Here is a 21,632-nt window from a genome sequence, read left to right as displayed (position 1 = left end):
AAAATGAAAAAGTCACTATTTCTTGCATCATTACTCTCACTATTTTTGATAGGTTGTAGCTCAACACCAATTGTTGATGTGTCAAAACCTGCGGGCCCTTCTGCATCGAACGATTCGAACGATGAAAAAGATCTTGATTTAGCAAGCTTACGAGATCCAAATAACATCCTATCTAAACGTAGTATTTATTTTGACTATGATAAAGATGTGGTGAAAGCTGAATACAAAGACCTCTTAGCAGCACATGCTAAATATGTGGCTTCACATTCAAAAGCAAAAATGACTTTAACTGGCAATACGGATGATCGTGGTTCTCGTGAATACAACGTCTCACTTGGCCAAAAACGTTCTGTATCGGTTAAGAAATCTATGAATGTATTAGGTGCGCAAGATACACAGATCGAAACAGTGAGTTTCGGTGAAGAGCGTGCGGATACAAATTGTAAAGATGACGCATGCTATGGAAAAGATCGTCGCGTTGATATCTCTTACGAAAAAGAGTAAATAGTTAAGCTTTAATGAAAAAACTTATTCTTTTAGCATGTTTATTTGTCACACCTCTCCATGCTGCACTCTTTGAAGATACAGACGCTAGAAAAAAACTTCAAGAGATGCAATTAAAAGAAACCGAGTTGGAAACGCGTATTGTCAATCTTGAGGCTGTCATTAAGAGTGGTAGCCTCAACGACATGTTGAATCAAATCGAATTATTGAAACAAGATGTTTCCAAATTGCGTGGTGATATGGAAACATTACGTCATTTAAATGCTACGGTTGAACAACGTCAGAAAGATCTTTATCAAGATTTGGATGGCAGACTTCGAAGAATTGAAGAAAAGTCAGTCGGAAGCAACGCTCCCGCGCCTAATAAAGTCGCAGAAATATCCGCAACGCCTGATGTCAAAGCGCCTTCGGATCAAGAAGTTTATGATCAAGCCAGCGCACTTTTAGATGGCATGAAAAATAAAGAAGCTTTCCAAGCCTTGACTGATTTTATTAAGCAATTCCCAAACAGTGCATTATTACCGGATGCTAAATATAGCTTAGCCAACGCACAGTTTAATTTAAAAAATTACAAAGCAACGATTGGTACTTATCAAAAATTACTTGATCAGCATCCTGATTTTGAAAAAAATCCAGAAGCTTTATTAGGTTTAGCCAATGCACAAATTCAATTAGCGCTTATCCCTGAAGCCAAAAAAAGCTTGAAGGATTTAATTAAAAAATATCCTAAGAGTGATGTGATTCAAAATGCACAAAAGCGTTTAAAAGTTTTAGAAAGTATCAAGCCCTAAAATTTTTACATCCTAATTTCCTTAGCCTTAAATTCATAGCGTGACACAACTTAAAATCTTTGAAATTTTTTATTCACTGCAAGGTGAATCTTCCCGTATGGGGTTGCCTACGATCTTTATTCGCTTAAGTGGATGTCCGATGCGATGCCATTATTGCGACACGGCTTACGCATTTCAAGGGGGATCTATGATGGGTATCGAGGACATCATGGCATCAATCAAACAATATGATACGCGCTATGTCACAGTCACAGGTGGTGAACCGCTGGCACAAAAAGAAGTAATCCATCTTCTCAAAACCTTGGCTGATAGCAATTATGAAGTGTCAATTGAAACTGGCGGCGGGCTTTCTATTAAAGAAGTTGATCAGCGTATTAAAATTATTTTAGATATCAAAACGCCCGAGTCAGGTGAGGAGAAAAAAAATCAATGGGAAAATTTAGATATGATTAGCTCAAAAGATGAAATTAAATTTGTGCTTTGTAGTCGTGAAGATTATGACTGGGCTAAAAAAATACTTGATCAATATAAACTCACACAAAAATGTAGCGTTTTGTTTTCCCCTGTCTATCAAAAATTAGATGTCACTGATTTAGGTGATTGGATTTTAAAAGATCAGCTACATGTGCGTATGCAAATTCAATTACATAAACTCCTCTGGGGAGAAAAACCTGGTGTCTAAAGCCGTAGTTCTCTTATCAGGAGGCCTTGATTCAGCGACTACCTTAGCGATTGCGAAAAACGACGGTTATGAATGTTATACTTTGAGTGTCAATTATCATCAGCGCCATATTGCGGAGCTTGCTGCTGCTAAAAAAATTGCCACGCAATTTAATGTGAAAGATCATAAAACGGTTGAGATGGATTTAAGCTGGATGCTCACTTCAGCACTTACTAATCCTGATTTAAAACTACCAACTGAATTAACTTCCCATATCCCGATTACTTATGTGCCTGCGCGCAATACTTTAATGCTCACTTTAGCTTTAGGTTGGGCGGAAGTCATTGGTGCGCATGATATTTTTATAGGGGTCAATGCCGTGGATTATTCAGGATATCCTGATTGCAGGCCCGAATACATTGAGCAATTTCAGAAAATGGCTAATTTAGCCACTAAATCCGCTGTAGAAGGCCAAAATATTCAACTTCACACTCCGTTGATTCATCTATCTAAAGAAGCCATTATTCTTCAGGGTATGAAATTAGGCGTAGATTACGGTTTCACTGTCTCATGTTACCAGGCTGATCAAGATGGCCATGCATGTGGCGTCTGTGATTCTTGTCGTTTAAGGCAAAATGGCTTTAAAGCGGCTGGGGTTAATGATCCCACCCCTTACCAATAAACCAAAAGAGACCTTAAATTCCCCTTTTTTGCCACTAATTAAAAAAAAGATGTAAAATTTTAAAAATGAAAAAACACATATCACTTTCTAGCCTTTTTCTTTGTTTAGCTCCCCATTTATTGTGTGCTCAAGAGAGCAATATATTGGGTATTGATAGCGTCTCAATTGAAGCTGGAAATACGTTTACCGATAAAGATAAAGATACAAATATGGGACGACTTGGCGTTCAGTGGAACTGGAATGAACCGCTATTTAAAAACGATAGTGTTGTTTTAAAAGGATATTGGGATGCGTCCGTTGGTTATTGGCAGACAAAAGATTCAGCTGGTACGCATAGCGTTGGTGACTTTGGTATTACACCTGTTTTAAGACTTCAGACGAATGGATCAGACAAATTTATACCTTTTGTGGAGCTGGGCATAGGGGCCCATTATTTAACTGAAAAAACCATTACACAAAATAAACAATTTAGTACAAATTTTCAATTTGGGGATCACGTAGCCGCAGGCATTAAATTTGGTGAGCGCGATGCATTTGCTATTGCTTACAGGCTTCAGCATCTCTCCAATGCCGGTATAGACCATCCAAACCCTGGTATAAACTTTCATCAAATACGCCTTGATTATAACTTTTAAAGTTAGTCATTTTTTAATTCTCTGATTTTATAGGCTAAGGTATTGCTTCCTAGCCGTCATTTATCTGCTGTTATGCGCTTTCCTTGTGTGAAATATATACAGTTCTTCGAGTAAGCTTTTTTTAAAAGCCTAATTCAAAGACTTAATTTAAGTCAGTCATGATGTTTCCCCGGGGTTTTATTTAAAGCTAGCAGTGCTTCGGTAAAGTGATTTTGCTTGCCAAATATGCCAAAAATAGCGTAAAATCCGCCCCTTTCCTAAGAAATTTTTTAACTAATTGAAGAGTGTAAATTATGGTAATTATTAGACTTTCTAGAGGCGGTTCAAAAAAGACCCCTTTTTACAATGTAGTAGTGGCAGATTCAAGAAATCGCCGCGACGGACGCTTTATTGAGCGTATTGGTTTTTATAACCCAATGGCTAAGATTGGCACAGAAGCACTTCGTATTGATAACGAACGTGTGACGCATTGGAAAGGTCATGGCGCACTTCTCTCAGATTCAGTTAACCGTTTAGTTAAACTGCATGCAAAAGGACCAGAAGCAATCGTGGCTTTAAAGAAAAAAGACGCAGATAAAGTAGAGCTAAGAAAAGCTAAAGAAGCCGCTAAGAAAGCTGAAGAATTAAAAGTAGCGATGGACGCTAAAGAAGCAGAAGAAAAAGCTAAGGCAGCAGAAGCTGCGGCAGCTCCTGCACCTGAAGAGGCTCCGGCAGAAACAGCAACCCCTGAAGTGACATCAGAAGCAGCTCCAGTTGAGGCAGCCCCAGAAGCAGTAGCTCCTGAAGCAACTCCAACAGAAGCAGTAGCTCCTGAAGCAGCTCCAGCAGAGGCGACTGAACCACCAGCTGAAAGCGCTTAATGTTTTGATTCACTTGTTGATACAAGTGATATGAGTGAGATAGAAAAATTTATCATGGCACGCATCAGCGGACCATACGGTGTCAAAGGTTGGATTAAGATTCAGCCCTTCACGATAGATATCAATCAACTTCTGAACAAAAAAGAGTGGCTTATTGGGGATGAAAAATCATCCATAAGTTACCCGATCGAAACATCAAAAATACACGGCAATAGTATCGTTGCTAAATTAGTAAATATTGATGATCGAGATGCGGCATTTGGGTTAAGAAATAAAACAATTTTAATACCCAAACATGAATTGCCTACTTTGGAAAAAGGCGAGTATTACTGGAATGATTTGATGGGACATGCTGTCATTAACCAGAAACAAGAACATTTAGGAGTCGTGCAAACTTTTCTGGAAACAGGAGCGAACGATGTCTTAGTCGTCAAGGGCGACAAAGAGCATTTGATCCCTTTTATTCCGCATGTGATTTTAAATGTGGATATGGGAAAAAAAGAAATTGAAGTTGACTGGGATAAAGATTTTTAAATGAAGCCTTTATCTTTTGATGTGGTGACACTTTTTCCGGAGATGTTTCAAGCATTAAAGGATTTTGGTATTACCTCTCGCGCATTTCATGACGCGTTTGTAGATTTAACCTTATGGAATCCAAGAGATTTTACGAGTGATACACATCGTACAGTAGATGATAGGCCTTATGGCGGCGGCCCTGGCATGCTGATGATGATTGAGCCTTTGAAGAAGGCGATCGATGCGGCAAAAAAAGCGCAAATGAATAAAGGTATTAAAGATGTGCGAGTGATTCATTTATCCCCTAGAGGATTACCACTCACGCATCAAAAAGTGATGGAATTGTCGAAAACTTCAGGGCTCATTTTTTTAGCGAGTCGTTATGAAGGAGTTGATGAGCGACTGATTGAAAGTAGTGTGGATGAAGAAATTTCAATTGGGGACTACGTATTAAGTGGCGGGGAATTGCCCACCATGGTGGTGATGGATGCCATTATTAGGCAGCTACCAGGGGTATTAGGCGATGATAACTCAGCTATTGAGGATTCGTTTGTGAATGGCTTGCTTGATTGCCCTCACTATACGAGGCCTGAGGTGTATGAAGGATCCAAGGTGCCTGATGTATTATTGTCGGGTAACCATGCTAGAATTAGCGCCTGGCGATTACAGCAATCGTTAGCGTTAACCAAGGTCAAACGACCTGATTTGTTGGCCGCAAGGCTGTTGACTAAAGAAGAGACTCGGCTGCTTCAAGAAATTGATAAGCAGGAACAAGACTCTATATAACTAAAAGGAACGGATTATGGCAGATATTATTCAATTATTAGAGCAAGAAGAAATTGCTCGTCTAGGTAAAACCATCCCCAACTTTGCACCAGGCGACACAGTCGTCGTGGGTGTAAATGTAGTTGAAGGTACAAGAAAACGTGTACAGCTTTACGAAGGTGTTGTGATTTCAAAAAGAAATCGCGGGCTTAATTCAGCATTCACTGTGAGAAAGATTTCATCAGGTGAAGGTGTTGAGCGTACATTCCAAACTTATTCTCCACTCATCGCATCGATCGAATTAAAGCGTCGCGGTGATGTACGTCGTGCAAAACTTTATTACTTGCGTGAACGTTCAGGTAAATCTGCGCGTATCCGTGAAAAATTAGATGCACGTGAAAAAGAAATTATTCAAGATATTCCAAAAACAGAAGCACCTAAGGCGGCAGCGCCTGAGGCGGCTCCCGATAAGGCAGCTGAGTAATTTAAAAAGCCCCGTTAAAGCGGGGCTTTTTTATTTGTGCTAATCTTTTTATATTCATGAAAAAGACACGAGATCCCATTGTTATTTCTGATGATGAAAAAAAAGTCATCGATCAATTCATTGATCATTTATGGCTTGAAGACGGTTTAGCTAAAAATACCCTAGAGAGTTATCGTTTTGATTTAATGCAGTTCTCCGAATTTTTAAATGGAAACATTAAAAAAATATTATTGGAGGCTCATCAAAGTGATATTCAATCTTATCTCGCCAATAAATTTAGTCATGTCAAAGCGAGAAGTATTTCAAGATTGATCGCAACACTTAGACGCTTCTATCGTTATCACTTGCGTGAGTTTCATATCAATGAAGATCCTACCCTTCATATTGAAGCGCCGAAATTACCGAAATCACTACCTAAAAGTTTGAATGAAACTGAGGTGGAATCGCTTTTAAAAGCGCCTGAGATTGAAACACCTCTGGGTCTTCGTGATCGTGCGATGTTAGAACTTCTTTATGCGTGCGGCTTACGTGTGACTGAACTCATTAGCTTAAGAGTGACTGAAGTGAGTTTAAGTGATGGCGTGATTCGCGTCACAGGAAAGGGCAGTAAAACAAGATTAGTTCCCATGGGCGAAGTGGCTGTTGAATGGATTGATCGCTATTTAAAAGAAGCAAGATCTCATATTCTTAATCAACATGTGTCGGATGATTTGTTTGTGACACATCGCGGAGAGTTGATGACGCGCCAATCGTTTTGGCATTTAATTAAACGCTACGCATTAGTCGCAGGCATTCAAAAAACATTATCCCCGCATGTATTGCGACATGCATTTGCTACACACTTACTTAATCATGGCGCAGATTTGAGAGTCGTTCAAATGCTATTGGGACATGCAGATATTTCAACGACACAAATTTATACCCATGTGGCACGCGAGCGCTTAAAGAAGCTTCACGAAACACATCACCCGAGGGGTTAAGGGCGACTTCCTTTTTCAAAGATCACACCCAGCGCTTTCACTTGAGGCAAGATGTGCGGTTTTGAAATTTTCAGTTTCATCCAAGGCGACTTAAATTCTTTTTCTAATGTTTCAATAATGAGATGAGCTAAAGGCTCTAGCAGTTTAAACGTGTGACTTGATGTGATAGATTTAATGCGCTCAGCAACCATCGCGTAATCAATGGTATCTCCAACTAAATCGGAAGTCGTTGAAGTGATTTGTGGTAGCGCCATTTCAAGATCAATTAACAGTATTTGAGGGAGTGCGCGTTCCCAATCCGAAACGCCAATAATAGTTTCAACTTTCATCTCTTCTATAAAAATAAGTGGGGCCGTCATGAGTGCTTCAAAAAATTGTAAAATAGAGCTTTCATTATAAAGTGATTTTCAAATGATGAACGTGATTTACATTCTTTTTAGTTATCTGATCGGCGCCATTTCATTTGGCATCGTGATGAGTCATTTATTTTCTCTTCCTGATCCTCGAACCATAGGCTCTAAAAATCCAGGAGCGACGAACGTCTTAAGAACAGGGAAAAAATTAGCCGCTTTATTAACTCTATTAGGCGATGCGCTTAAAGGCACATTGACAGTTGGCTTAGCGCAATATTTTGAATTATCTCCCATGATGGTGGCGCTCGTTGCGATTGCCACACTTCTAGGACATATTTTTCCTATCTATTATGGTTTCAAAGGTGGCAAGGGTGTAGCAACGGCTGCAGGTATTCTCTTTATGTTTTCGTGGGTAATGGGATTCACTGTCTTGGCCATATGGTTCGGTGTGTTTATGATTTGGCGTTATTCGTCTTTGGCGGCCATTATTGCTGGAAGCTTATCCCCTGTAATTGGCTTTTTTTATGAGATTGATTTTTATCAATTGATTGCTTCATCCATCATTGCTCTCATTTTAATTCTTCGTCATATTGATAATCTAAAACGCTTAATCAATGGCACCGAATCAAGCTTTAAAGATAAGAAATAATTTTTTTAAGCGAGTTGCCACCTTGGTTTCACTGCGAATCTAAGATCAGATTTTAAAGAAGTTTTTAATCGCATCGTACCTGCAAATGCAATCATGGCGCCATTGTCTGTACAAAATTCTAAGCGCGGAAAAAAGACTTCATAATTTTTTTTAGATAATTCAGTTTTTAATTTTTGTCGCAATTGCTTATTAGCACCAACACCGCCTGATACGATCAGATTTTTTAAGCGTGTTTGATCGAGCCCTATGAGACATTTTTTAGTTAAGACATCTGTAATGGCTTCCTGAAATGCAAAAGCAATATCAGCTTTGATTTCATCTGTTAGATTTTCTTGTGCGCGGATTAAATGTAACACTGCCGTTTTTAATCCACTAAAACTAAAATTTAGATCTTTGCTATGCATGAGCGGTCTTGGTAAATCAAAACGAGGCTTTCCTTTTTCAGCTAAAAGTGACAAGGCTAATCCGCCTGGATAACCTAAGCCTAATAATTGCGCTGTTTTATCAAAAGCTTCCCCTGCGGCATCATCCAAAGTGTCGCCAATAACTTCGTATTGACCGATTTTTTTCACATGGATAATTTGTGTGTGACCGCCAGAAACTAAAAGGGCTAAAAAAGGAAAAGTGGGCGGATCTTCTTCCAATAAGGGGGCTAATAAATGACCCTCTAGATGATGGATCGGAATCGTAGGGATTTGAAGTGAAAAAGCTAGCGCTTCAGCGAGCGAACTTCCGACCAATAAAGCCCCGGATAAACCTGGTCCTTGCGTATAAGCAATCGCATCCACATCCTCTTTTTTAAGTCCCGTCCTTCTAAAAAGACTTTCAAGTAGGGGCAAAATAAGCCTAATATGGTCTCGCGACGCTAATTCGGGAACTACCCCACCATAAGCTTCATGAAGGTCGACCTGAGAATGAAGGACATGACCTAAAAGACCTTTTTCATTATCAAAAAGGGCGAGTCCAGTCTCGTCACAGGAAGTTTCAATACCAAGTACCAACATGGGTTTAAGGCTCAAAAAAGATTGATAAATGAGTAGATTAGCATTAAAATAACGGACTTTTCCGAAATTCCATTTGGGAAAACACACACAAAAACGCATTATTTAAAATAAGAGAGTTTAATGTCAACAGTACGTGTAAAAGAAAACGAGCCATTCGACGTAGCACTTCGTCGTTTCAAGCGCTTAATTGAGAAGACCGGTCTTATCAACGACTTACGTGCGCGTGAGTTCTATGAGAAGCCAACGTGGGAACGTAAACGTAAAGCTGCTGCCGCAGTGAAGCGTCAGTACCGTCGTCTTCGCAATCAAATGCTCCCCCCCAAATTATTCTAATTTTTTCAAGATGTCCTTAAAAGTAAAAATTACTGAGGACATGAAGGATGCTATGCGCGCTAAAGACGTCGTTCGTCTTGGCACGATTAGACTTCTTCAATCAGCTATTAAACAACGTGAAGTCGATGAGCGTATTGAATTGACTGATCAAGATGTCATGGCTGTTATTGAAAAAATGTTAAAGCAACGTCGTGATTCCATTGAAGCCTATGAATCTGCAAAAAGACAAGATTTAGCTGATGTTGAAAAAGCTGAAGGGGTGATCTTACAAAGCTATCTTCCGCAAGCCCTCAGTGACGAAGAGGTGAGTACCATTTTAGATGCCGCGATTAAATCTGCAAACGCCACAAGCATTAAAGAGATGGGTCAAGTGATGGCGATCCTTAAACCGCAAGTAGTCGGTCGAGCAGATATGGGTAAATTATCAGCCCTCATCAAACAAAAGCTCGGTTAATAAACCCTCGAAAAACTCAATATAAAAATTTAAAAAAATGATGAAGGAGCTTAAGGCTCCTTTTTATTTTTAAGCTATGATTAAACGCATATGATTCCAGAGTCATTCATCCAAGAGCTTTTAAATCGCGTCGATGTGATTGATGTGATTGATAAAAGTGTGCCATTAAAAAAAGCCGGTAGTAACTATGTGGCTTGTTGCCCTTTTCATCAAGAGAAGTCACCTTCATTTACAGTCAGCCCTTCAAAACAGTTTTACCATTGCTTTGGTTGCGGTGCGCATGGATCAGCTTTAAGTTTCTTAATCGAATATCAAGGTATGAGCTTTGTAGATGCGGTAGAAGACCTCGCAAAATCAGTGGGCCTCACTGTACCGCAAGATTCACAAAAAATTTCACCGGAGGTTAAAGAAAAAAATTTAGCGCTTGGTGAAGCCTTAGAGCTTGCATCTCAGTATTATCAAAGTGCGTTAAAAAAATCAGAACGCGCGATTGAGTATTTAAAAAAACGTGGGCTTACAGGACAAATTGCTAAAACATTTCAGTTAGGATATGCCCCCGAAGGTTGGCAAAACTTAGAAAGTGTTTTTAAAAAATACGATGATGAAGCATTAAATATTGCAGGCCTTGTCTTAAAAAATGATCAAGGTAAACGCTATGATCGTTTCCGAGATCGCATCATGTTCCCTATTCATAATATGAAGGGTGAAATTATTGGATTCGGTGGGCGTGTGATTAATCCTGAAGATACCCCTAAATATTACAACTCACCTGAAACACCCCTCTTTCAAAAGAGCCAAGAGCTCTATGGTCTTTTTGCAGCGCGTCGATCGATTCGTGAAAAAGGCTGTGTGCTTGTAGTTGAAGGTTATATGGATGTCGTAGGTCTCGCACAATTTGGTGTGATGCATGCGGTGGCCACATTGGGTACCGCCACATCTGCATTCCATATTAAAAAATTAATGCGTCAAACTGATACGATTATTTTTTGTTTTGATGGCGATAATGCAGGTAAGGCAGCAGCGTGGCGCGCCATGATAAATGCACTACCGAGCCTTAATGATAAAGTTGTTTTGAAATTTTTATTTTTACCTGAAGAACATGATCCTGATAGTTTTATTAGATTGCATAGTAAGGAAGCTTTTGAATCAATGATGCAGGATGCAATGCCTTTATCGCAATACTTGATGCAGCACTTAACTGAAAAAAATCATTTAGCGACCCAAGAAGACAAAGTAAAATTTTTAAACGAAGCAGAACCTATCTTAAAAGAAATCACGGCCCCTAAATTAAGCTTACTTTTACGAAAACGCTTTGCGGAATTACTACATTTAAATGATAAAGAAATAGATCAATTGCTTCATGTGGGGCAACCTCAATTTCAATCTCATAAAGCACAATTTAAAACGAAGGGAAAACTGCCTTCATCAGTTAAACGGCAATTTATTTTGCTTCTCATCCTAAAACCTCAGCTCGCCATGAGTGAAGACTTGGCTTTGGCCCAAACGGAATCTTTTGAAGACGATTTACTTAAAAAAGTTTTAGAGATTGCCTTAAATCAACCTGAATCGAAACCTTCTTCAATCCTTCATGGTCTAAAATCACAAGTAGATAATATGGTGATGGATTTGGTCAATGAAGAGCTGACCCACTTTGATGACCAGATCCATTTTGAGTCTGAAATTGAGGGGGCAAGAAAAACCCTGCTTGAGCAAGGTAAAGCGTCTAAAACGAAGGCCCATTTTAGCGCTTTGAAAGACAAGCCTTTAAGTAGCTTAACAAATGAAGAAAAAGAGCACCTTAAAACCCTGACCCAAAGACCCAAAACACCCCCTAAAACTTAAGCCTTTCATTGACCAAAAAGACCCTTTTTGGTACACTTAAAGGTTACGCGTTTATTTATATTTTGTTGATTTATAAGGCAAAATAAGCCCTAACAAGAAGAGGTAGAGCATGGCCAGACCAAAAAAAGACCCGTCGCAAAAAAAGAACCCCAAAATGAAAGATTTCTACGGAAATGCGAATGACGCAAATCCGCAGGCTGTTGAAGAGCGACGCGCCCGTCTTAAAACCTTAATCGTCCTTGGTAAAGAGCGAGGCTATGTGACTTTCGCTGAAATCAACGACCACTTACCTGACGAAATTCAAGAGTCAGAACAAATCGAAGGCATTGTCAGCATGATCAACGACATGGGGATTATGGTTTATGAGCAAGCGCCTGATGCAGAAGCGCTCCTCATGGCAGATGTGCCACCCCCTGTTACTGACGAAGAAGCAGCTGAAGAAGCTGAGCAAGCGCTTGCAACTGTAGATTCTGAATTTGGTAGAACAACAGATCCTGTAAGAATGTATATGCGCGAAATGGGCACTGTAGATCTATTGACCCGTGAAGGTGAAATCGAAATTGCAAAACGTATTGAAGACGGTTTAAAACACATGGTGCAAGCGATTGCGGCATGTCCTACGACCATCACTGAACTTCTTGCGATGGTAGATAAAGTTGAAGCGAATGAATTAAGTGTGGATGAAGTGGTAGATGGCTTAATCGATGTAGAAGTCGAAGCGCCGATCGTGGCTGCCGAAGCCGAAGAGGAAGTCGAAGAAGAGATTGATGTAGAAGAAGATGATGATGCAGATGGCGCCAAAGCCGCTGCAATTTCAGCTGAAGCACTTGCCAAGTTGCGTGAAGAAGTTTTAACCCGCTTTGCTAAGATTCGAAAAACCAATCAGAAGATGAATGATATTCGTATTAAAAAAGGCATTGACGATCCTGCGTACAAAAAACTTCATGAATCTGTTTTAAAAGAACTTATGGAATTTAGGTTCTCGGCAAAACAAGTGGAAGCCCTTTGTGACTCCGTTAGAAATCGCGTGAATCAAATTCGTATACACGAAAGAAAATTGATGGACTTCAGTGTGGAAAAATCAGGTATGCCTCGCACACATTTTATTAAGAGTTTTCCAGGCAATGAAACAAATCTCAATTGGCTTACCGATGAATTAAAGCTAGACAAAGCTTATAACGCAAAATTAGAGCGCTTTAAGCATTCCATTGTAGATCAGCAAGATCAATTGATTGCGATTGAAAAAGAAGCGGGCTTATCAATTAAAGATTTAAAAGAGATCAATAAGCAAATGACAACAGGTGAAGCTAGAGCTCGCCGTGCTAAACGTGAAATGATTGAAGCTAACTTACGTCTTGTGATTTCGATTGCAAAAAAATACACCAACCGTGGACTTCAATTCCTAGATCTCATTCAAGAAGGTAATATCGGTTTAATGAAAGCAGTCGACAAATTTGAATATCGTCGTGGCTATAAATTTTCAACGTATGCGACTTGGTGGATTCGACAAGCGATTACACGCTCGATTGCCGACCAAGCAAGAACAATTCGTATTCCAGTGCATATGATTGAAACGATTAATAAGATGAATCGTATCTCACGACAAATTTTACAATCCACAGGTGCTGAACCTGACCCATCAGTCCTTGCTGAAAAAATGGAAATGCCTGAAGATAAGATTCGTAAGATTTTAAAAATTTCTAAAGAGCCTATTTCGATGGAAACACCAATTGGTGATGATGAAGATTCTCATCTTGGTGACTTTATTGAGGATGCAGCGACCTTGACACCGATTGATGCCGCCGTCTATGGATCACTTCGTGATGTGACAGCAGAGATTTTAGAGTCTCTTACACCGCGGGAAGCTAAAGTTTTGCGTATGCGTTTTGGTATCGAAATGAATACAGACCATACATTAGAAGAAGTGGGTAAGCAGTTTGATGTGACACGTGAACGTATTCGACAAATTGAAGCAAAGGCTTTGAGGAAATTAAGACATCCAACACGCTCCGAAAGATTACGTAGCTTTTTAGAAAACGGAAAAGAATAAACCAATCTATCAGAGGGCCTATAGCTCAGTTGGTTAGAGCAGAGGACTCATAATCCTTTGGTCCCTGGTTCGAGTCCAGGTGGGCCCACCAAATTAGAATTAAAAAGTAAGCAAAAAGGAAGGTAATAATATGACAAAAGAAGTGGTATTAAAATATTTACAAAAACACGGACAAAAAATTGATCACGAGATCGTCAAAGATACGGGGATTGATTTAAAAGAGTTAAGAAAAACGATTTCAGAATTACAAAGCAAGAATTTAATTCAGACATGTACCATTATTCAACATGGCGCTAAAGGTAAACTCGTTGAAGGTATTCAGTGTCGTATCGCAGGCTATACGCCGCCAGCAGCGCCAGGCAGAAAAGCACCTGCAGCACCACCTCAGTAATTTAAATTAAATCTGACGCTCGACTTCGTCGATCATAGTGGAAGGCTTAATTTTTAAGGCGGTAGCTAACTTAAATATCGTGAAGAGACTAGGGTCTTTATGACCCATTTCTAATTCACTGATATAAGCTCGCGAGAGACTGGATTCAATCGACAAGGCTTCTTGTGTGAGTTTTTTAGTCAGCCTTTTTTTTCGAAGAACTGTACCGAAGGTGCTATCTATTTTTGAAAGTCTGTTCACGTAGCTACTATGCAGTATCTAAGAAATTAATTCTGTCATTCTTAGACGACATGGTTTGAAGTAGATGTTGTAAGACCCTTATAAATCCAGCTTATTTGGAAGATTCGTTCATTTACAGGTAAATACATTTTTATGAAGATTTTTATTTTAATTGGTATCGCTATAGTGTTTTATTTGCTTAGAGCAAATGTTATGGCAGCGCCTATTTTAAAGATAGGCGATGACGCACCAACTTTTACACTTCCAGATAGTCAAGGCAATCAAGTTAATTTAAGTGACTATAAAGGTAAATGGCTTGTTCTGTATTTTTATCCAAAAGATGACACACCTGGCTGCACTACTGAGGCCTGCCACTTTCGGGATGATTTTAAATTTCTAGAGAGCCTGGGTGCCAAAGTGGTCGGCGTGAGTATTGATGATAGTTTTTCACATAAGAAATTTGCTGAAAAATATAATTTACCCTTCCCTCTTCTGTCAGATAGTTCAGGCGAGGTTGCAAGTCGCTACGGAGCATTGAATAACTTTTTAGTGATAAAGCTTGCGAAGAGATATACCTATCTGATTAATCCTCAAGGCAAGATTGCAAAAATTTATCTCAGCATAGATACCTCAAAACATAGCCAAGAAATTATTGAGGATTTAAAAACGCTTAAATAACAAATTTAAGCTAATAGTAATTGATCGATTTTTTCAGCTAATTCAAAATCTTTATCTGTAATCCCTGACGCGCTATGGGTATGAATTCTGATGATCAGCGCATTATGCTTAAATACGAGTTCCGGATGGTGATTTAGTTGATTCGCAATTTTTGCAATTTCATTTGCTATTCGAATCGAATCATCAAAATTCTGTGTTAAGAATTTTCTTTCAATCGAAGGAAAAATATAAGACCAAAATGTACACTTATGTGTTAACTTTTCTTCTATTTCTTTTGCGTTATAAGCCATGAATTACCTTAGTTGGTGGTATTTAAGTTCTGCAAGATCAATAATTTCTACAGCTTTTTCATGCGTCGCCTCTAAAACGACAGGAGGTGCAATACCATCCTCTAAGGCTTCTAGCCATCGGTTGGCACATAAACACCAACGATCTCCCTTTTTAAGACCCACAAACTCATACTCAGGCCTTGGAGTCGTTAAGTCATTGCCTTTTAATTTAGAGAATTGAAGGAATTCTTCGGTGACTTCTGCGCATACTGTGTGCTGGCCAACATCTTCGGGGCCTGTTTCACAGCATCCACTTCGAGTGAATCCTGTGATGGGGTTAAGGTTACAAACTTCTAACTTTGTTCCGAGAACATTTTTAATTGTCATTTTTTTAAGACACCACTGTGAACGATATTTAAATCTAAGAGTCGTATAGACCATGAAAAATACTATAAGTTTATTTTTATTGCTTATTGCGACACAAGCAGAAGCAATCCCCACTTTTGCGAAATTATTAGAGCTTAATAATTCAATTGTCGTTGTTAATGTTGATTTTCCCGATGGCTCCTCAGGCACTGGAACAGGTGTTGTTGTGAGTAAGGAGTATGTTGCGACCGATTGCCATGTGATTGCGAATACATTGGGCGCTAATATTTCTAAATATGATGATACATATAAGCCAATCGCATTTAAGGCAGATTGGAAACATGATTTATGTTTATTAAAGTTTGAAGAATTACCATTCACGCCAGTTCCTCTTCGCGACAGTCAAACACTGCAATATGAGGAAGATGTATTTAGCGTTAGCTATCCAAATGGGAGCAATGTGCCACAGCCATCTTATGGCTCTGTGAAAGCAATGCATAAACTGGATAGCAGTGTCATTATCAGATCGGATGCAGCCTTTGCCCTTGGTTCAAGTGGCGGCGGCCTATTCGATGAAAAATATAATCTAATTGGAATTACAACATTTAAAAGTCCGGGACCACAGGGATTCTTCTACAGCTTGCCAGTGGAATGGATTAAAAAGCTTATGAAGGAGCCCAATACTAAATCACTTAAAACTTTAGATATTCCTTTTTGGGCTATGCCATTCGAACAAAAGCCTTATTTTATGAAAGTAGTAATTCCCTACCAAAATAAAGAATGGGATACGCTGAAGTCTATTTCAGACTTGTGGATCAAAGAAGAGCCAAATTCATCTGATGCTTGGTATTTTTTGGGGTTGGCTAGCCAAGGAAAAAAAGATCTGAAAGCTGCAAAAGACGCATTTTCTAGGGCTGAAAAAATAAATCCTAGACATGTGGATGCCATGATGGGATTAGCAGAAATAGCCGAATCTGAAAAAGATTTAGCCGCCCTACAAAATATTCAAAAAAAGGTCAATCAATTAAATACAAGTCTCGCAGAAGTTATTTTGAATAAACTAGATAAGTTAAAGTAAGATTTATTACCTACAACTTTAATAAAATATTTCACTATGTTAAAACAAGCTTTATTACTTGCTGAGAAAGGGTTGCTTCCAGATTCACTTATCCGTTTCGGAATTAGACAGCTTTTAAAGAAACGCCTTGATGAAATCAGCCATCAAGATACAGAAACATCACAAGATTTAAAAAGTATCTTTTTAAAAAGCATGGATCAATCGCCTATCGCTCTCGTGCCGGACCTTGCAAACAAACAACACTATGAAGTGCCATCTTCTTTTTTTGATTTTTGTTTAGGCAAACATAAAAAATATAGTAGTTGCTATTGGGACAGCAACACAAACCATCTAGATGATGCAGAATTTAATGCGCTTAACATCAGCGCTGAACATGCTGATTTAAAAAATGGACAAACTATTTTAGAGCTTGGATGTGGTTGGGGCTCATTAACGCTTTTTATGGCAAAAAAATATCCGAAAAGTCGAATATTTGCAGTATCTAATTCAAATAGCCAAAGAGTTTTTATTGAAACTGAGGCCAAAAAAAGAAGGCTTAACAATATTCATGTCATCACATGCGATATGAATCGATTCCAACCTAAAAACTTTAAGATTCCAAAAGTTTTTGATCGCATTGTTTCAATTGAAATGTTCGAGCACATGCGAAATCATAGAAAACTTTATCGAATGCTTCATGATTGGCTAAAGCCAGGTGGTAAATTCTTTATGCATATTTTCGTGCATCAACATACACCTTACCCTTTTGAAGTAAAAGATAAGGATGACTGGATGAGCAAATTTTTCTTTTCAGGAGGAATGATGCCAAGCGATGACCTGCCGTTACATTTTCAAGAGCATTTAAAATTGAATCAAAAATGGTGCTGGGATGGAACGCATTATGAAAAGACAGCAAATGCTTGGTTAGACAATATGGATCAAAAAAAATCACATATTTATCCTATCCTCAAAAAAACTTACGGTAATCAACATGCGACGCAATGGTTTAATCGATGGCGTATTTTTTATATGGCCTGTGCTGAATTGTTTGGATACCGACATGGCCAAGAGTGGTGGGTCGCTCATTATCAATTTGAGAGACCAAAGAAATAAATGAAATTAATTAATTTTGTACTTTTTCAGTTCGGCTGGTTTGTCTCGGTATGGGGAGCCGCTCATCAAAAACTCCCTTTATCTATGACAGTTGTTGCTTTGATTTTATTAATTCATATCATGCAAGCGTCGCGGAAAAAAGAAGCCACGATTCTACTATTTATTATCATGCTATTAGGCTCGATATTTGATCAGTTACTATTGATTACAAATTTAGTGACTTATGAGAATCAATTCATTGATTATCTTGTTCCTATTTGGATAGTCGCTATGTGGGGATTATTCGCAACCACGCTTAATCTCTCATTGAGCTGGCTTAAATCTAATTTGGTATTAGCTATTTTATTTGGCTTTATCGGTGGGCCTGTAGCTTATTTTGCGGCAGAGCAATTAAATGCTGTTCAACTTACGAATCATTTTTCAATATATGCTCTAGCGCTTGGTTGGGCGATCCTGACCCCGGTTTGTTTATACATTGCCCAAAAATGGAATGGATTTCGCACATGATATATTTAAATGCATTATTTATTAATATCTTATTTGCTTACTTTGGCTGGCTTATCAGTCTTAAAAAAAATAATGTTAATCATGTTGATATTATGTGGAGTTTATTTTTTGTATTCAATGCACTTTATTTTTATACAGCATTTGCACCATCATTAAGGTCTGCTTTAGTTCTTTTATTAGTTTCTTTGTGGGGGGCTCGCCTTGCGGTTTATCTGACGATAAGAAATTGGGGAAAATCAGAAGATGCGCGTTACTTGAAAATTAGACAAAATAACGAACCTAATTTTAGATATAAAAGTGTATATATTATTTTTGGACTTCAATCCATTCTTTCATGGATAGTAGGATCGATTCTCTTTATTGCCATAAAAAATGATCATCCTTTAACTGGGTTGGATATATTAGGTTTTTCATTGACGCTATTTGGAATAGTGTATGAATCAATCGCTGACTATCAATTAATGCTATTTAAGAACGACATAAAAAATCGCGGAAAGCTTCTACAATCAGGGTTATGGAAATTTAGTCGTCATCCAAACTATTTTGGTGAGCTTTTGGTGTGGTGGGGTTTTTTCATTACGACTCTTGTGACAGGGGTTCATTTTAATTTGGTAGCGCCACTTTTTATGACCTTTTTAATATTAAGGTTTTCAGGCGTGACTCTTCTTGAGGCTAATCTCATTAAAAAATTTGATGAGTACCAAACTTACAAGAAAAAAGTAAATACTTTAATTCCTCGATTCTGGAAGGCATAATATGCGATATAAATTTTCCCTATTAGTAGCATTTTTTTTATTACTGAATGGATGTATGACTCAAGCCCCCATCAAAGCAGTTCCTGAAGTAAATTTAAAGGCATTTATGGGGCCATGGTATGTTATTGGCCATATTCCAACCTTTATTGAAAAAAATGCATTTAATGCCATTGAGTCTTATGAGTTAAATGAAGATGGCACGATCGGTACGACCTTCACTTTCAATGAGGGATCTTTGACTGGGCCGATTAAAACATACCATCCTAAAGGTTTTGTGGTGAAAGGCTCTGGCAATGCTTTATGGGGCATGCAATTTATATGGCCTATCAAAGCACAGTATAAAATCGTCTATTTAGACCAAGATTACCAAAATACTATTATTGCAAGAGATGATCGTGATTATGTGTGGATCATGTCACGCCAAAAAAAGATAGATCAAGATACATTAAAAAACTTAGTAAAAAAAATCGAAGATGACGGTTACGATATTAAGAAAATACGTTGGATCGAGCATTCAAATTAATGATGCGTAAACTTTTTAAAAAATTATTCTACTGGTTTGATAATTCTTTTCTTGAAGAAAAGTATGCATCAATCACATCTGGCAAGGAAATTGATTGGATGAGAGTGATTCCATTCATTCTTCTTCATTTGTCTTGTTTATTAATTGTGATCGTAGGATTTAGTTGGACCGCTTTTACAGTATGTATATTTCTATTTGCCATTCGCATGTTTGCGATCACAGGTTTTTATCATCGCTACTTTTCTCACAAAACTTTTAAGACCTCTCGTTTCGTTCAGCTTCTTTTCGCCATGATTGGTGCTACTGCTGTGCAAAGAGGCCCTCTCTGGTGGGCGGCTCATCACAGGGGCCATCATATGCACTCAGATACGCCGGAAGATAAGCACTCTCCTAAAGAGCACGGATTTTTGTGGAGTCATATGGGATGGTTTCTAACCAAATCAAATTTTGTGACCAATACAAAATTTATTCGAGAACTCATAAGATTTCCAGAATTACGAATCATTGATCGGTTTGATCTTTTAATGCCTTTAGCATTATCTATCGGCTTATTTGTGATTGGCCATTGTCTGAATCAATATGAGCCACAATTAAATACGAATGGGTTCCAATTATTAATTTGGGGATTTTCACTCTCTACAGTGATGCTTTATCACGCTACTTTTCTAGTGAATTCTGTGGCGCACCAATGGGGGAAAAAGAGATATGAAACTAAAGACACGAGTCGCAATAATTTTATTATTGCAATTTTGACCTTCGGCGAAGGTTGGCATAATAACCATCACCACTACCCAGGCTCTGCAAGACAAGGGTTTTATTGGTGGGAAGTAGATTTAACTTATTATATTTTGAAATTTCTATCAATGATGGGCGTGATATGGGATGTTCGCACTGTTTCTGACAATATCCGAGAATCTAAAAAGATAGAACATCTTCATCATTAGTTATGAAGATAGCAATTATAGGATCAGGTATTTCTGGTAATACACTTGCTTATCACTTAAACCCGCATCATCAAATTACACTTTTTGAGTCCAACTCAAGAGTGGGTGGACACTCTCATACCCATGAAATCCAGTTGTTTAGCAATAAGTTTCATGTAGATACAGGTTTTATTGTCTTCAATAAAAAAACATACCCTCATTTTTTAAATCTCTTACATGAACTTAAAGTGCCATATGAAAATAGCGCTATGAGTTTTAGTGTCAAAGATAGCCAAAAAGATTTTGAATATAACGGAACAAATTTGAATACACTTTTTGCGCAAAGAAAAAATCTTATAAGCCCAATCTTTTATAAGATGATCAAAGAAATCCTTCGATTTAATAAAAGCTCAACATTGCTTTTAAATAGTAATGAAGAAATAAGTTTAGGTAAATATCTTGATCAAGAAGCCTACTCAGATTTTTTTAAAAAATATTATATATTGCCTATGGGTTCTGCAATATGGTCATCAAACTATAAAACTATGATGGAGTTCCCTGCAAAATTTTTTATACGCTTTTTCGATAATCATGGCATGTTGAATGTTAATGACAGGCCACAGTGGCTTACCATAACTGGTGGTTCAGTGAATTATGTGCAAAAGTTGATTGCATCTTTTGCGAGTAAAATTAAACTCAATGAAAAAATTCAGTCGATTGATAGGAAAAGTGATCATGTGGTAATTCAATTTCACGATCGTGCTGAAAAATTTGATTGGGTATTTTTTGCATGCCATAGCGATGAAGCATTAAAGTTAATTAAAAGTCCTACTCAAGATGAAAAAAATACTTTAAGAGCAATACCCTATACAGATAATGAAGTCATTTTGCACTATGACGAGAGCTTTATGCCAAAAAGGAAGCTTGCATGGGCGGCATGGAATTATCATATTAATCAAAACATTCATTCACCTGTATCTCTTACATACAATATGAATATTTTGCAAAATTTAGTAACAACTGTGCCAATATTAGTGACATTAAATCCACAAGAAAAAATTAATAAGAAGAAAATTATTAAGAAGCTCTCCTATGCCCACCCGCAATATAGTTTGCAAAGTATAGGGGCCCAATCAAATTACCATCTTATTTCTGGCATGAATCGCACTTCTTTTGCTGGGGCTTATTGGGGCAACGGATTCCATGAGGATGGCGTCAAAAGTGCCTTAGATGCGATTCAGCAGTTTAATAACTTGCATGGGCTATAG

Annotated in this window: 29 protein-coding genes and 1 tRNA gene; 25 read left to right on the top strand and 5 right to left on the bottom strand. The window is 38.1% G+C overall.

The genetic code is table 11. The annotated features are described in order from the left end of the window. The first annotated feature begins 3 nt into the window (after nucleotides 1-3). The 10 genes from FIT63_RS06025 (at nucleotide 4) to xerD (ending at nucleotide 6,878) form a co-directional block, all read left to right on the top strand. The gene (locus FIT63_RS06025; RefSeq protein WP_140006997.1) at nucleotides 4-504 is read left to right on the top strand and encodes an OmpA family protein; all 501 of its coding nucleotides are present in this window, start codon (nucleotides 4-6) and stop codon (nucleotides 502-504) included. Between the two features lie 14 nt (nucleotides 505-518). Then, nucleotides 519-1,295 (top strand): tol-pal system protein YbgF, encoded by a 777-nt coding sequence (gene ybgF, locus FIT63_RS06020; protein WP_140006996.1) that lies wholly within the window; start codon nucleotides 519-521, stop codon nucleotides 1,293-1,295. A gap of 97 nt (nucleotides 1,296-1,392) precedes the next feature. Continuing rightward, nucleotides 1,393-1,977, top strand: coding sequence for a 7-carboxy-7-deazaguanine synthase QueE (queE, locus tag FIT63_RS06015; RefSeq protein ID WP_338140517.1), 585 nt, complete (start codon nucleotides 1,393-1,395; stop codon nucleotides 1,975-1,977). Continuing rightward, on the top strand, nucleotides 1,967-2,638 hold the full coding sequence (gene queC / locus FIT63_RS06010; RefSeq protein ID WP_223259954.1) for a 7-cyano-7-deazaguanine synthase QueC: 672 nt from the start codon (nucleotides 1,967-1,969) through the stop codon (nucleotides 2,636-2,638). The genes queE and queC overlap by 11 nt, the downstream gene beginning before the upstream one ends. Before the next feature lie 65 nt (nucleotides 2,639-2,703). After that, entirely contained in the window at nucleotides 2,704-3,273 is a 570-nt protein-coding gene (locus FIT63_RS06005; protein WP_140006993.1) for an acyloxyacyl hydrolase, read from the top strand. Between the two features lie 293 nt (nucleotides 3,274-3,566). Continuing rightward, nucleotides 3,567-4,133: a 30S ribosomal protein S16 gene (gene rpsP, locus FIT63_RS06000; RefSeq protein ID WP_140006992.1), complete on the top strand. Its 567-nt coding sequence runs from the start codon at nucleotides 3,567-3,569 to the stop codon at nucleotides 4,131-4,133. Between the two features lie 54 nt (nucleotides 4,134-4,187). Beyond that, nucleotides 4,188-4,667: a ribosome maturation factor RimM gene (rimM, locus tag FIT63_RS05995; protein WP_189655059.1), complete on the top strand. Its 480-nt coding sequence runs from the start codon at nucleotides 4,188-4,190 to the stop codon at nucleotides 4,665-4,667. Then, complete coding sequence (gene trmD, locus FIT63_RS05990; protein WP_140006990.1) at nucleotides 4,668-5,435, top strand: tRNA (guanosine(37)-N1)-methyltransferase TrmD; 768 nt, start codon at nucleotides 4,668-4,670, stop codon at nucleotides 5,433-5,435. It begins immediately after the preceding gene. 16 nt (nucleotides 5,436-5,451) lie between these two features. Then, nucleotides 5,452-5,898, top strand: a complete 447-nt coding sequence (rplS, locus tag FIT63_RS05985) for a 50S ribosomal protein L19 (protein ID WP_140006989.1) — start codon at nucleotides 5,452-5,454, stop codon at nucleotides 5,896-5,898. 56 nt (nucleotides 5,899-5,954) lie between these two features. After that, a complete protein-coding gene (xerD, locus tag FIT63_RS05980) occupies nucleotides 5,955-6,878 on the top strand; it encodes a site-specific tyrosine recombinase XerD (protein WP_140006988.1) in 924 nt (307 codons plus the stop codon). Here xerD and FIT63_RS05975 read toward each other — a convergent pair. Beyond that, nucleotides 6,875-7,237: a dihydroneopterin aldolase gene (locus tag FIT63_RS05975; RefSeq protein ID WP_140006987.1), complete on the bottom strand. Its 363-nt coding sequence runs from the start codon at nucleotides 7,235-7,237 to the stop codon at nucleotides 6,875-6,877. The genes xerD and FIT63_RS05975 overlap by 4 nt on opposite strands. 52 nt (nucleotides 7,238-7,289) lie before the next feature. Here FIT63_RS05975 and plsY point away from each other — a divergent pair, with 52 nt between their 5' ends. After that, nucleotides 7,290-7,880 carry a glycerol-3-phosphate 1-O-acyltransferase PlsY gene (plsY, locus tag FIT63_RS05970; RefSeq protein WP_140006986.1) on the top strand — a complete coding sequence of 197 codons (591 nt, stop codon included), beginning with the start codon at nucleotides 7,290-7,292 and terminating at the stop codon, nucleotides 7,878-7,880. A 5-nt stretch (nucleotides 7,881-7,885) separates the two neighbouring features. Here plsY and tsaD read toward each other — a convergent pair whose 3' ends face one another. Continuing rightward, on the bottom strand, nucleotides 7,886-8,884 hold the full coding sequence (gene tsaD / locus FIT63_RS05965; protein ID WP_140007172.1) for a tRNA (adenosine(37)-N6)-threonylcarbamoyltransferase complex transferase subunit TsaD: 999 nt from the start codon (nucleotides 8,882-8,884) through the stop codon (nucleotides 7,886-7,888). 120 nt (nucleotides 8,885-9,004) lie between these two features. On the opposite strand from tsaD, the gene rpsU reads away from it, so the two are divergent. The 6 genes from rpsU to FIT63_RS05935 all read left to right on the top strand — a co-directional run bounded on the left by rpsU (nucleotide 9,005) and on the right by FIT63_RS05935 (nucleotide 13,954). After that, a complete protein-coding gene (rpsU, locus tag FIT63_RS05960) occupies nucleotides 9,005-9,217 on the top strand; it encodes a 30S ribosomal protein S21 (RefSeq protein ID WP_028818016.1) in 213 nt (70 codons plus the stop codon). Nucleotides 9,218-9,227: 10 nt separating this feature from the next. After that, nucleotides 9,228-9,671 carry a GatB/YqeY domain-containing protein gene (locus tag FIT63_RS05955; protein WP_140006985.1) on the top strand — a complete coding sequence of 148 codons (444 nt, stop codon included), beginning with the start codon at nucleotides 9,228-9,230 and terminating at the stop codon, nucleotides 9,669-9,671. 90 nt (nucleotides 9,672-9,761) lie between these two features. Next, nucleotides 9,762-11,513, top strand: a complete 1,752-nt coding sequence (gene dnaG / locus FIT63_RS05950; protein ID WP_140006984.1) for a DNA primase — start codon at nucleotides 9,762-9,764, stop codon at nucleotides 11,511-11,513. Between the two features lie 154 nt (nucleotides 11,514-11,667). After that, entirely contained in the window at nucleotides 11,668-13,563 is a 1,896-nt protein-coding gene (gene rpoD, locus FIT63_RS05945) for an RNA polymerase sigma factor RpoD (protein ID WP_420886415.1), read from the top strand. Between the two features lie 14 nt (nucleotides 13,564-13,577). Then, a tRNA-Ile gene (locus FIT63_RS05940) sits at nucleotides 13,578-13,654 on the top strand. A gap of 39 nt (nucleotides 13,655-13,693) precedes the next feature. Next, the gene (locus FIT63_RS05935; RefSeq protein ID WP_028818020.1) at nucleotides 13,694-13,954 is read left to right on the top strand and encodes a transcription initiation factor IIE subunit alpha family protein; all 261 of its coding nucleotides are present in this window, start codon (nucleotides 13,694-13,696) and stop codon (nucleotides 13,952-13,954) included. 6 nt (nucleotides 13,955-13,960) lie between these two features. On the opposite strand, the gene FIT63_RS05930 is transcribed toward FIT63_RS05935, so the two are convergent. Next, nucleotides 13,961-14,194 (bottom strand): helix-turn-helix domain-containing protein, encoded by a 234-nt coding sequence (locus FIT63_RS05930; RefSeq protein ID WP_140005713.1) that lies wholly within the window; start codon nucleotides 14,192-14,194, stop codon nucleotides 13,961-13,963. A gap of 132 nt (nucleotides 14,195-14,326) precedes the next feature. Here FIT63_RS05930 and FIT63_RS05925 point away from each other — a divergent pair, with 132 nt between their 5' ends. Then, nucleotides 14,327-14,851, top strand: coding sequence for a peroxiredoxin (locus FIT63_RS05925; RefSeq protein WP_140006982.1), 525 nt, complete (start codon nucleotides 14,327-14,329; stop codon nucleotides 14,849-14,851). Between the two features lie 5 nt (nucleotides 14,852-14,856). On the opposite strand, the gene FIT63_RS05920 is transcribed toward FIT63_RS05925, so the two are convergent. After that, nucleotides 14,857-15,141, bottom strand: a complete 285-nt coding sequence (locus FIT63_RS05920; protein WP_140006981.1) for a 4a-hydroxytetrahydrobiopterin dehydratase — start codon at nucleotides 15,139-15,141, stop codon at nucleotides 14,857-14,859. 3 nt (nucleotides 15,142-15,144) lie between these two features. Continuing rightward, nucleotides 15,145-15,507 (bottom strand): DUF2237 family protein, encoded by a 363-nt coding sequence (locus FIT63_RS05915; RefSeq protein ID WP_140006980.1) that lies wholly within the window; start codon nucleotides 15,505-15,507, stop codon nucleotides 15,145-15,147. Between the two features lie 52 nt (nucleotides 15,508-15,559). On the opposite strand from FIT63_RS05915, the gene FIT63_RS05910 reads away from it, so the two are divergent. From FIT63_RS05910 to FIT63_RS05880, 7 genes are read left to right on the top strand one after another with little or no spacing between them, the layout of a single operon-like run. Next, a complete protein-coding gene (locus tag FIT63_RS05910; RefSeq protein ID WP_140006979.1) occupies nucleotides 15,560-16,564 on the top strand; it encodes a S1 family peptidase in 1,005 nt (334 codons plus the stop codon). A gap of 36 nt (nucleotides 16,565-16,600) precedes the next feature. Further along, a complete protein-coding gene (locus tag FIT63_RS05905; RefSeq protein WP_140006978.1) occupies nucleotides 16,601-17,656 on the top strand; it encodes an SAM-dependent methyltransferase in 1,056 nt (351 codons plus the stop codon). Further along, the gene (locus FIT63_RS05900) at nucleotides 17,657-18,163 is read left to right on the top strand and encodes a DUF2878 domain-containing protein (RefSeq protein ID WP_140006977.1); all 507 of its coding nucleotides are present in this window, start codon (nucleotides 17,657-17,659) and stop codon (nucleotides 18,161-18,163) included. Beyond that, nucleotides 18,142-18,918, top strand: a complete 777-nt coding sequence (locus tag FIT63_RS05895) for a DUF1295 domain-containing protein (protein ID WP_140006976.1) — start codon at nucleotides 18,142-18,144, stop codon at nucleotides 18,916-18,918. The genes FIT63_RS05900 and FIT63_RS05895 overlap by 22 nt, the downstream gene beginning before the upstream one ends. A 1-nt stretch (nucleotide 18,919) precedes the next feature. Continuing rightward, on the top strand, nucleotides 18,920-19,441 hold the full coding sequence (locus tag FIT63_RS05890; protein WP_140006975.1) for a lipocalin family protein: 522 nt from the start codon (nucleotides 18,920-18,922) through the stop codon (nucleotides 19,439-19,441). After that, nucleotides 19,441-20,385: an acyl-CoA desaturase gene (locus tag FIT63_RS05885; protein WP_140006974.1), complete on the top strand. Its 945-nt coding sequence runs from the start codon at nucleotides 19,441-19,443 to the stop codon at nucleotides 20,383-20,385. Before FIT63_RS05890 ends, FIT63_RS05885 begins: the two co-directional genes overlap by 1 nt. A 2-nt stretch (nucleotides 20,386-20,387) precedes the next feature. Then, on the top strand, nucleotides 20,388-21,632 hold the full coding sequence (locus FIT63_RS05880; protein WP_140006973.1) for an NAD(P)/FAD-dependent oxidoreductase: 1,245 nt from the start codon (nucleotides 20,388-20,390) through the stop codon (nucleotides 21,630-21,632).

Origin of the sequence: Candidatus Methylopumilus planktonicus (assembly GCF_006364715.1) — a bacterium.
GTDB classification, from domain to species: Bacteria; Pseudomonadota; Gammaproteobacteria; order Burkholderiales; family Methylophilaceae; genus Methylopumilus; species Methylopumilus planktonicus_A.
Note: the sequence above shows the minus strand (reverse complement) of the source record. Positions and strands in the feature narration are given on the sequence as shown.

Coding starts and splice junctions, on each gene's coding strand:
- FIT63_RS05880 (WP_140006973.1), top strand. CDS start 20,388: ATGAAGATAGCAATTATAGGATCAGGTATTTCTGGTAATACACTTGCT.
- FIT63_RS05900 (WP_140006977.1), top strand. CDS start 17,657: ATGAAATTAATTAATTTTGTACTTTTTCAGTTCGGCTGGTTTGTCTCG.
- FIT63_RS05955 (WP_140006985.1), top strand. CDS start 9,228: ATGTCCTTAAAAGTAAAAATTACTGAGGACATGAAGGATGCTATGCGC.
- FIT63_RS05885 (WP_140006974.1), top strand. CDS start 19,441: ATGATGCGTAAACTTTTTAAAAAATTATTCTACTGGTTTGATAATTCT.
- FIT63_RS06005 (WP_140006993.1), top strand. CDS start 2,704: ATGAAAAAACACATATCACTTTCTAGCCTTTTTCTTTGTTTAGCTCCC.
- FIT63_RS05910 (WP_140006979.1), top strand. CDS start 15,560: ATGAAAAATACTATAAGTTTATTTTTATTGCTTATTGCGACACAAGCA.
- rpsU (WP_028818016.1), top strand. CDS start 9,005: ATGTCAACAGTACGTGTAAAAGAAAACGAGCCATTCGACGTAGCACTT.
- FIT63_RS05905 (WP_140006978.1), top strand. CDS start 16,601: ATGTTAAAACAAGCTTTATTACTTGCTGAGAAAGGGTTGCTTCCAGAT.
- ybgF (WP_140006996.1), top strand. CDS start 519: ATGAAAAAACTTATTCTTTTAGCATGTTTATTTGTCACACCTCTCCAT.
- FIT63_RS05925 (WP_140006982.1), top strand. CDS start 14,327: ATGAAGATTTTTATTTTAATTGGTATCGCTATAGTGTTTTATTTGCTT.
- trmD (WP_140006990.1), top strand. CDS start 4,668: ATGAAGCCTTTATCTTTTGATGTGGTGACACTTTTTCCGGAGATGTTT.
- xerD (WP_140006988.1), top strand. CDS start 5,955: ATGAAAAAGACACGAGATCCCATTGTTATTTCTGATGATGAAAAAAAA.
- rpoD (WP_420886415.1), top strand. CDS start 11,668: ATGAAAGATTTCTACGGAAATGCGAATGACGCAAATCCGCAGGCTGTT.
- tsaD (WP_140007172.1), bottom strand. CDS start 8,884: ATGTTGGTACTTGGTATTGAAACTTCCTGTGACGAGACTGGACTCGCC.
- FIT63_RS05935 (WP_028818020.1), top strand. CDS start 13,694: ATGACAAAAGAAGTGGTATTAAAATATTTACAAAAACACGGACAAAAA.
- FIT63_RS06025 (WP_140006997.1), top strand. CDS start 4: ATGAAAAAGTCACTATTTCTTGCATCATTACTCTCACTATTTTTGATA.
- FIT63_RS05975 (WP_140006987.1), bottom strand. CDS start 7,237: ATGACGGCCCCACTTATTTTTATAGAAGAGATGAAAGTTGAAACTATT.
- FIT63_RS05895 (WP_140006976.1), top strand. CDS start 18,142: ATGGAATGGATTTCGCACATGATATATTTAAATGCATTATTTATTAAT.
- dnaG (WP_140006984.1), top strand. CDS start 9,762: ATGATTCCAGAGTCATTCATCCAAGAGCTTTTAAATCGCGTCGATGTG.
- rimM (WP_189655059.1), top strand. CDS start 4,188: ATGGCACGCATCAGCGGACCATACGGTGTCAAAGGTTGGATTAAGATT.
- rpsP (WP_140006992.1), top strand. CDS start 3,567: ATGGTAATTATTAGACTTTCTAGAGGCGGTTCAAAAAAGACCCCTTTT.
- FIT63_RS05915 (WP_140006980.1), bottom strand. CDS start 15,507: ATGACAATTAAAAATGTTCTCGGAACAAAGTTAGAAGTTTGTAACCTT.
- queE (WP_338140517.1), top strand. CDS start 1,393: ATGGGGTTGCCTACGATCTTTATTCGCTTAAGTGGATGTCCGATGCGA.
- plsY (WP_140006986.1), top strand. CDS start 7,290: ATGATGAACGTGATTTACATTCTTTTTAGTTATCTGATCGGCGCCATT.
- FIT63_RS05920 (WP_140006981.1), bottom strand. CDS start 15,141: ATGGCTTATAACGCAAAAGAAATAGAAGAAAAGTTAACACATAAGTGT.
- rplS (WP_140006989.1), top strand. CDS start 5,452: ATGGCAGATATTATTCAATTATTAGAGCAAGAAGAAATTGCTCGTCTA.
- FIT63_RS05890 (WP_140006975.1), top strand. CDS start 18,920: ATGCGATATAAATTTTCCCTATTAGTAGCATTTTTTTTATTACTGAAT.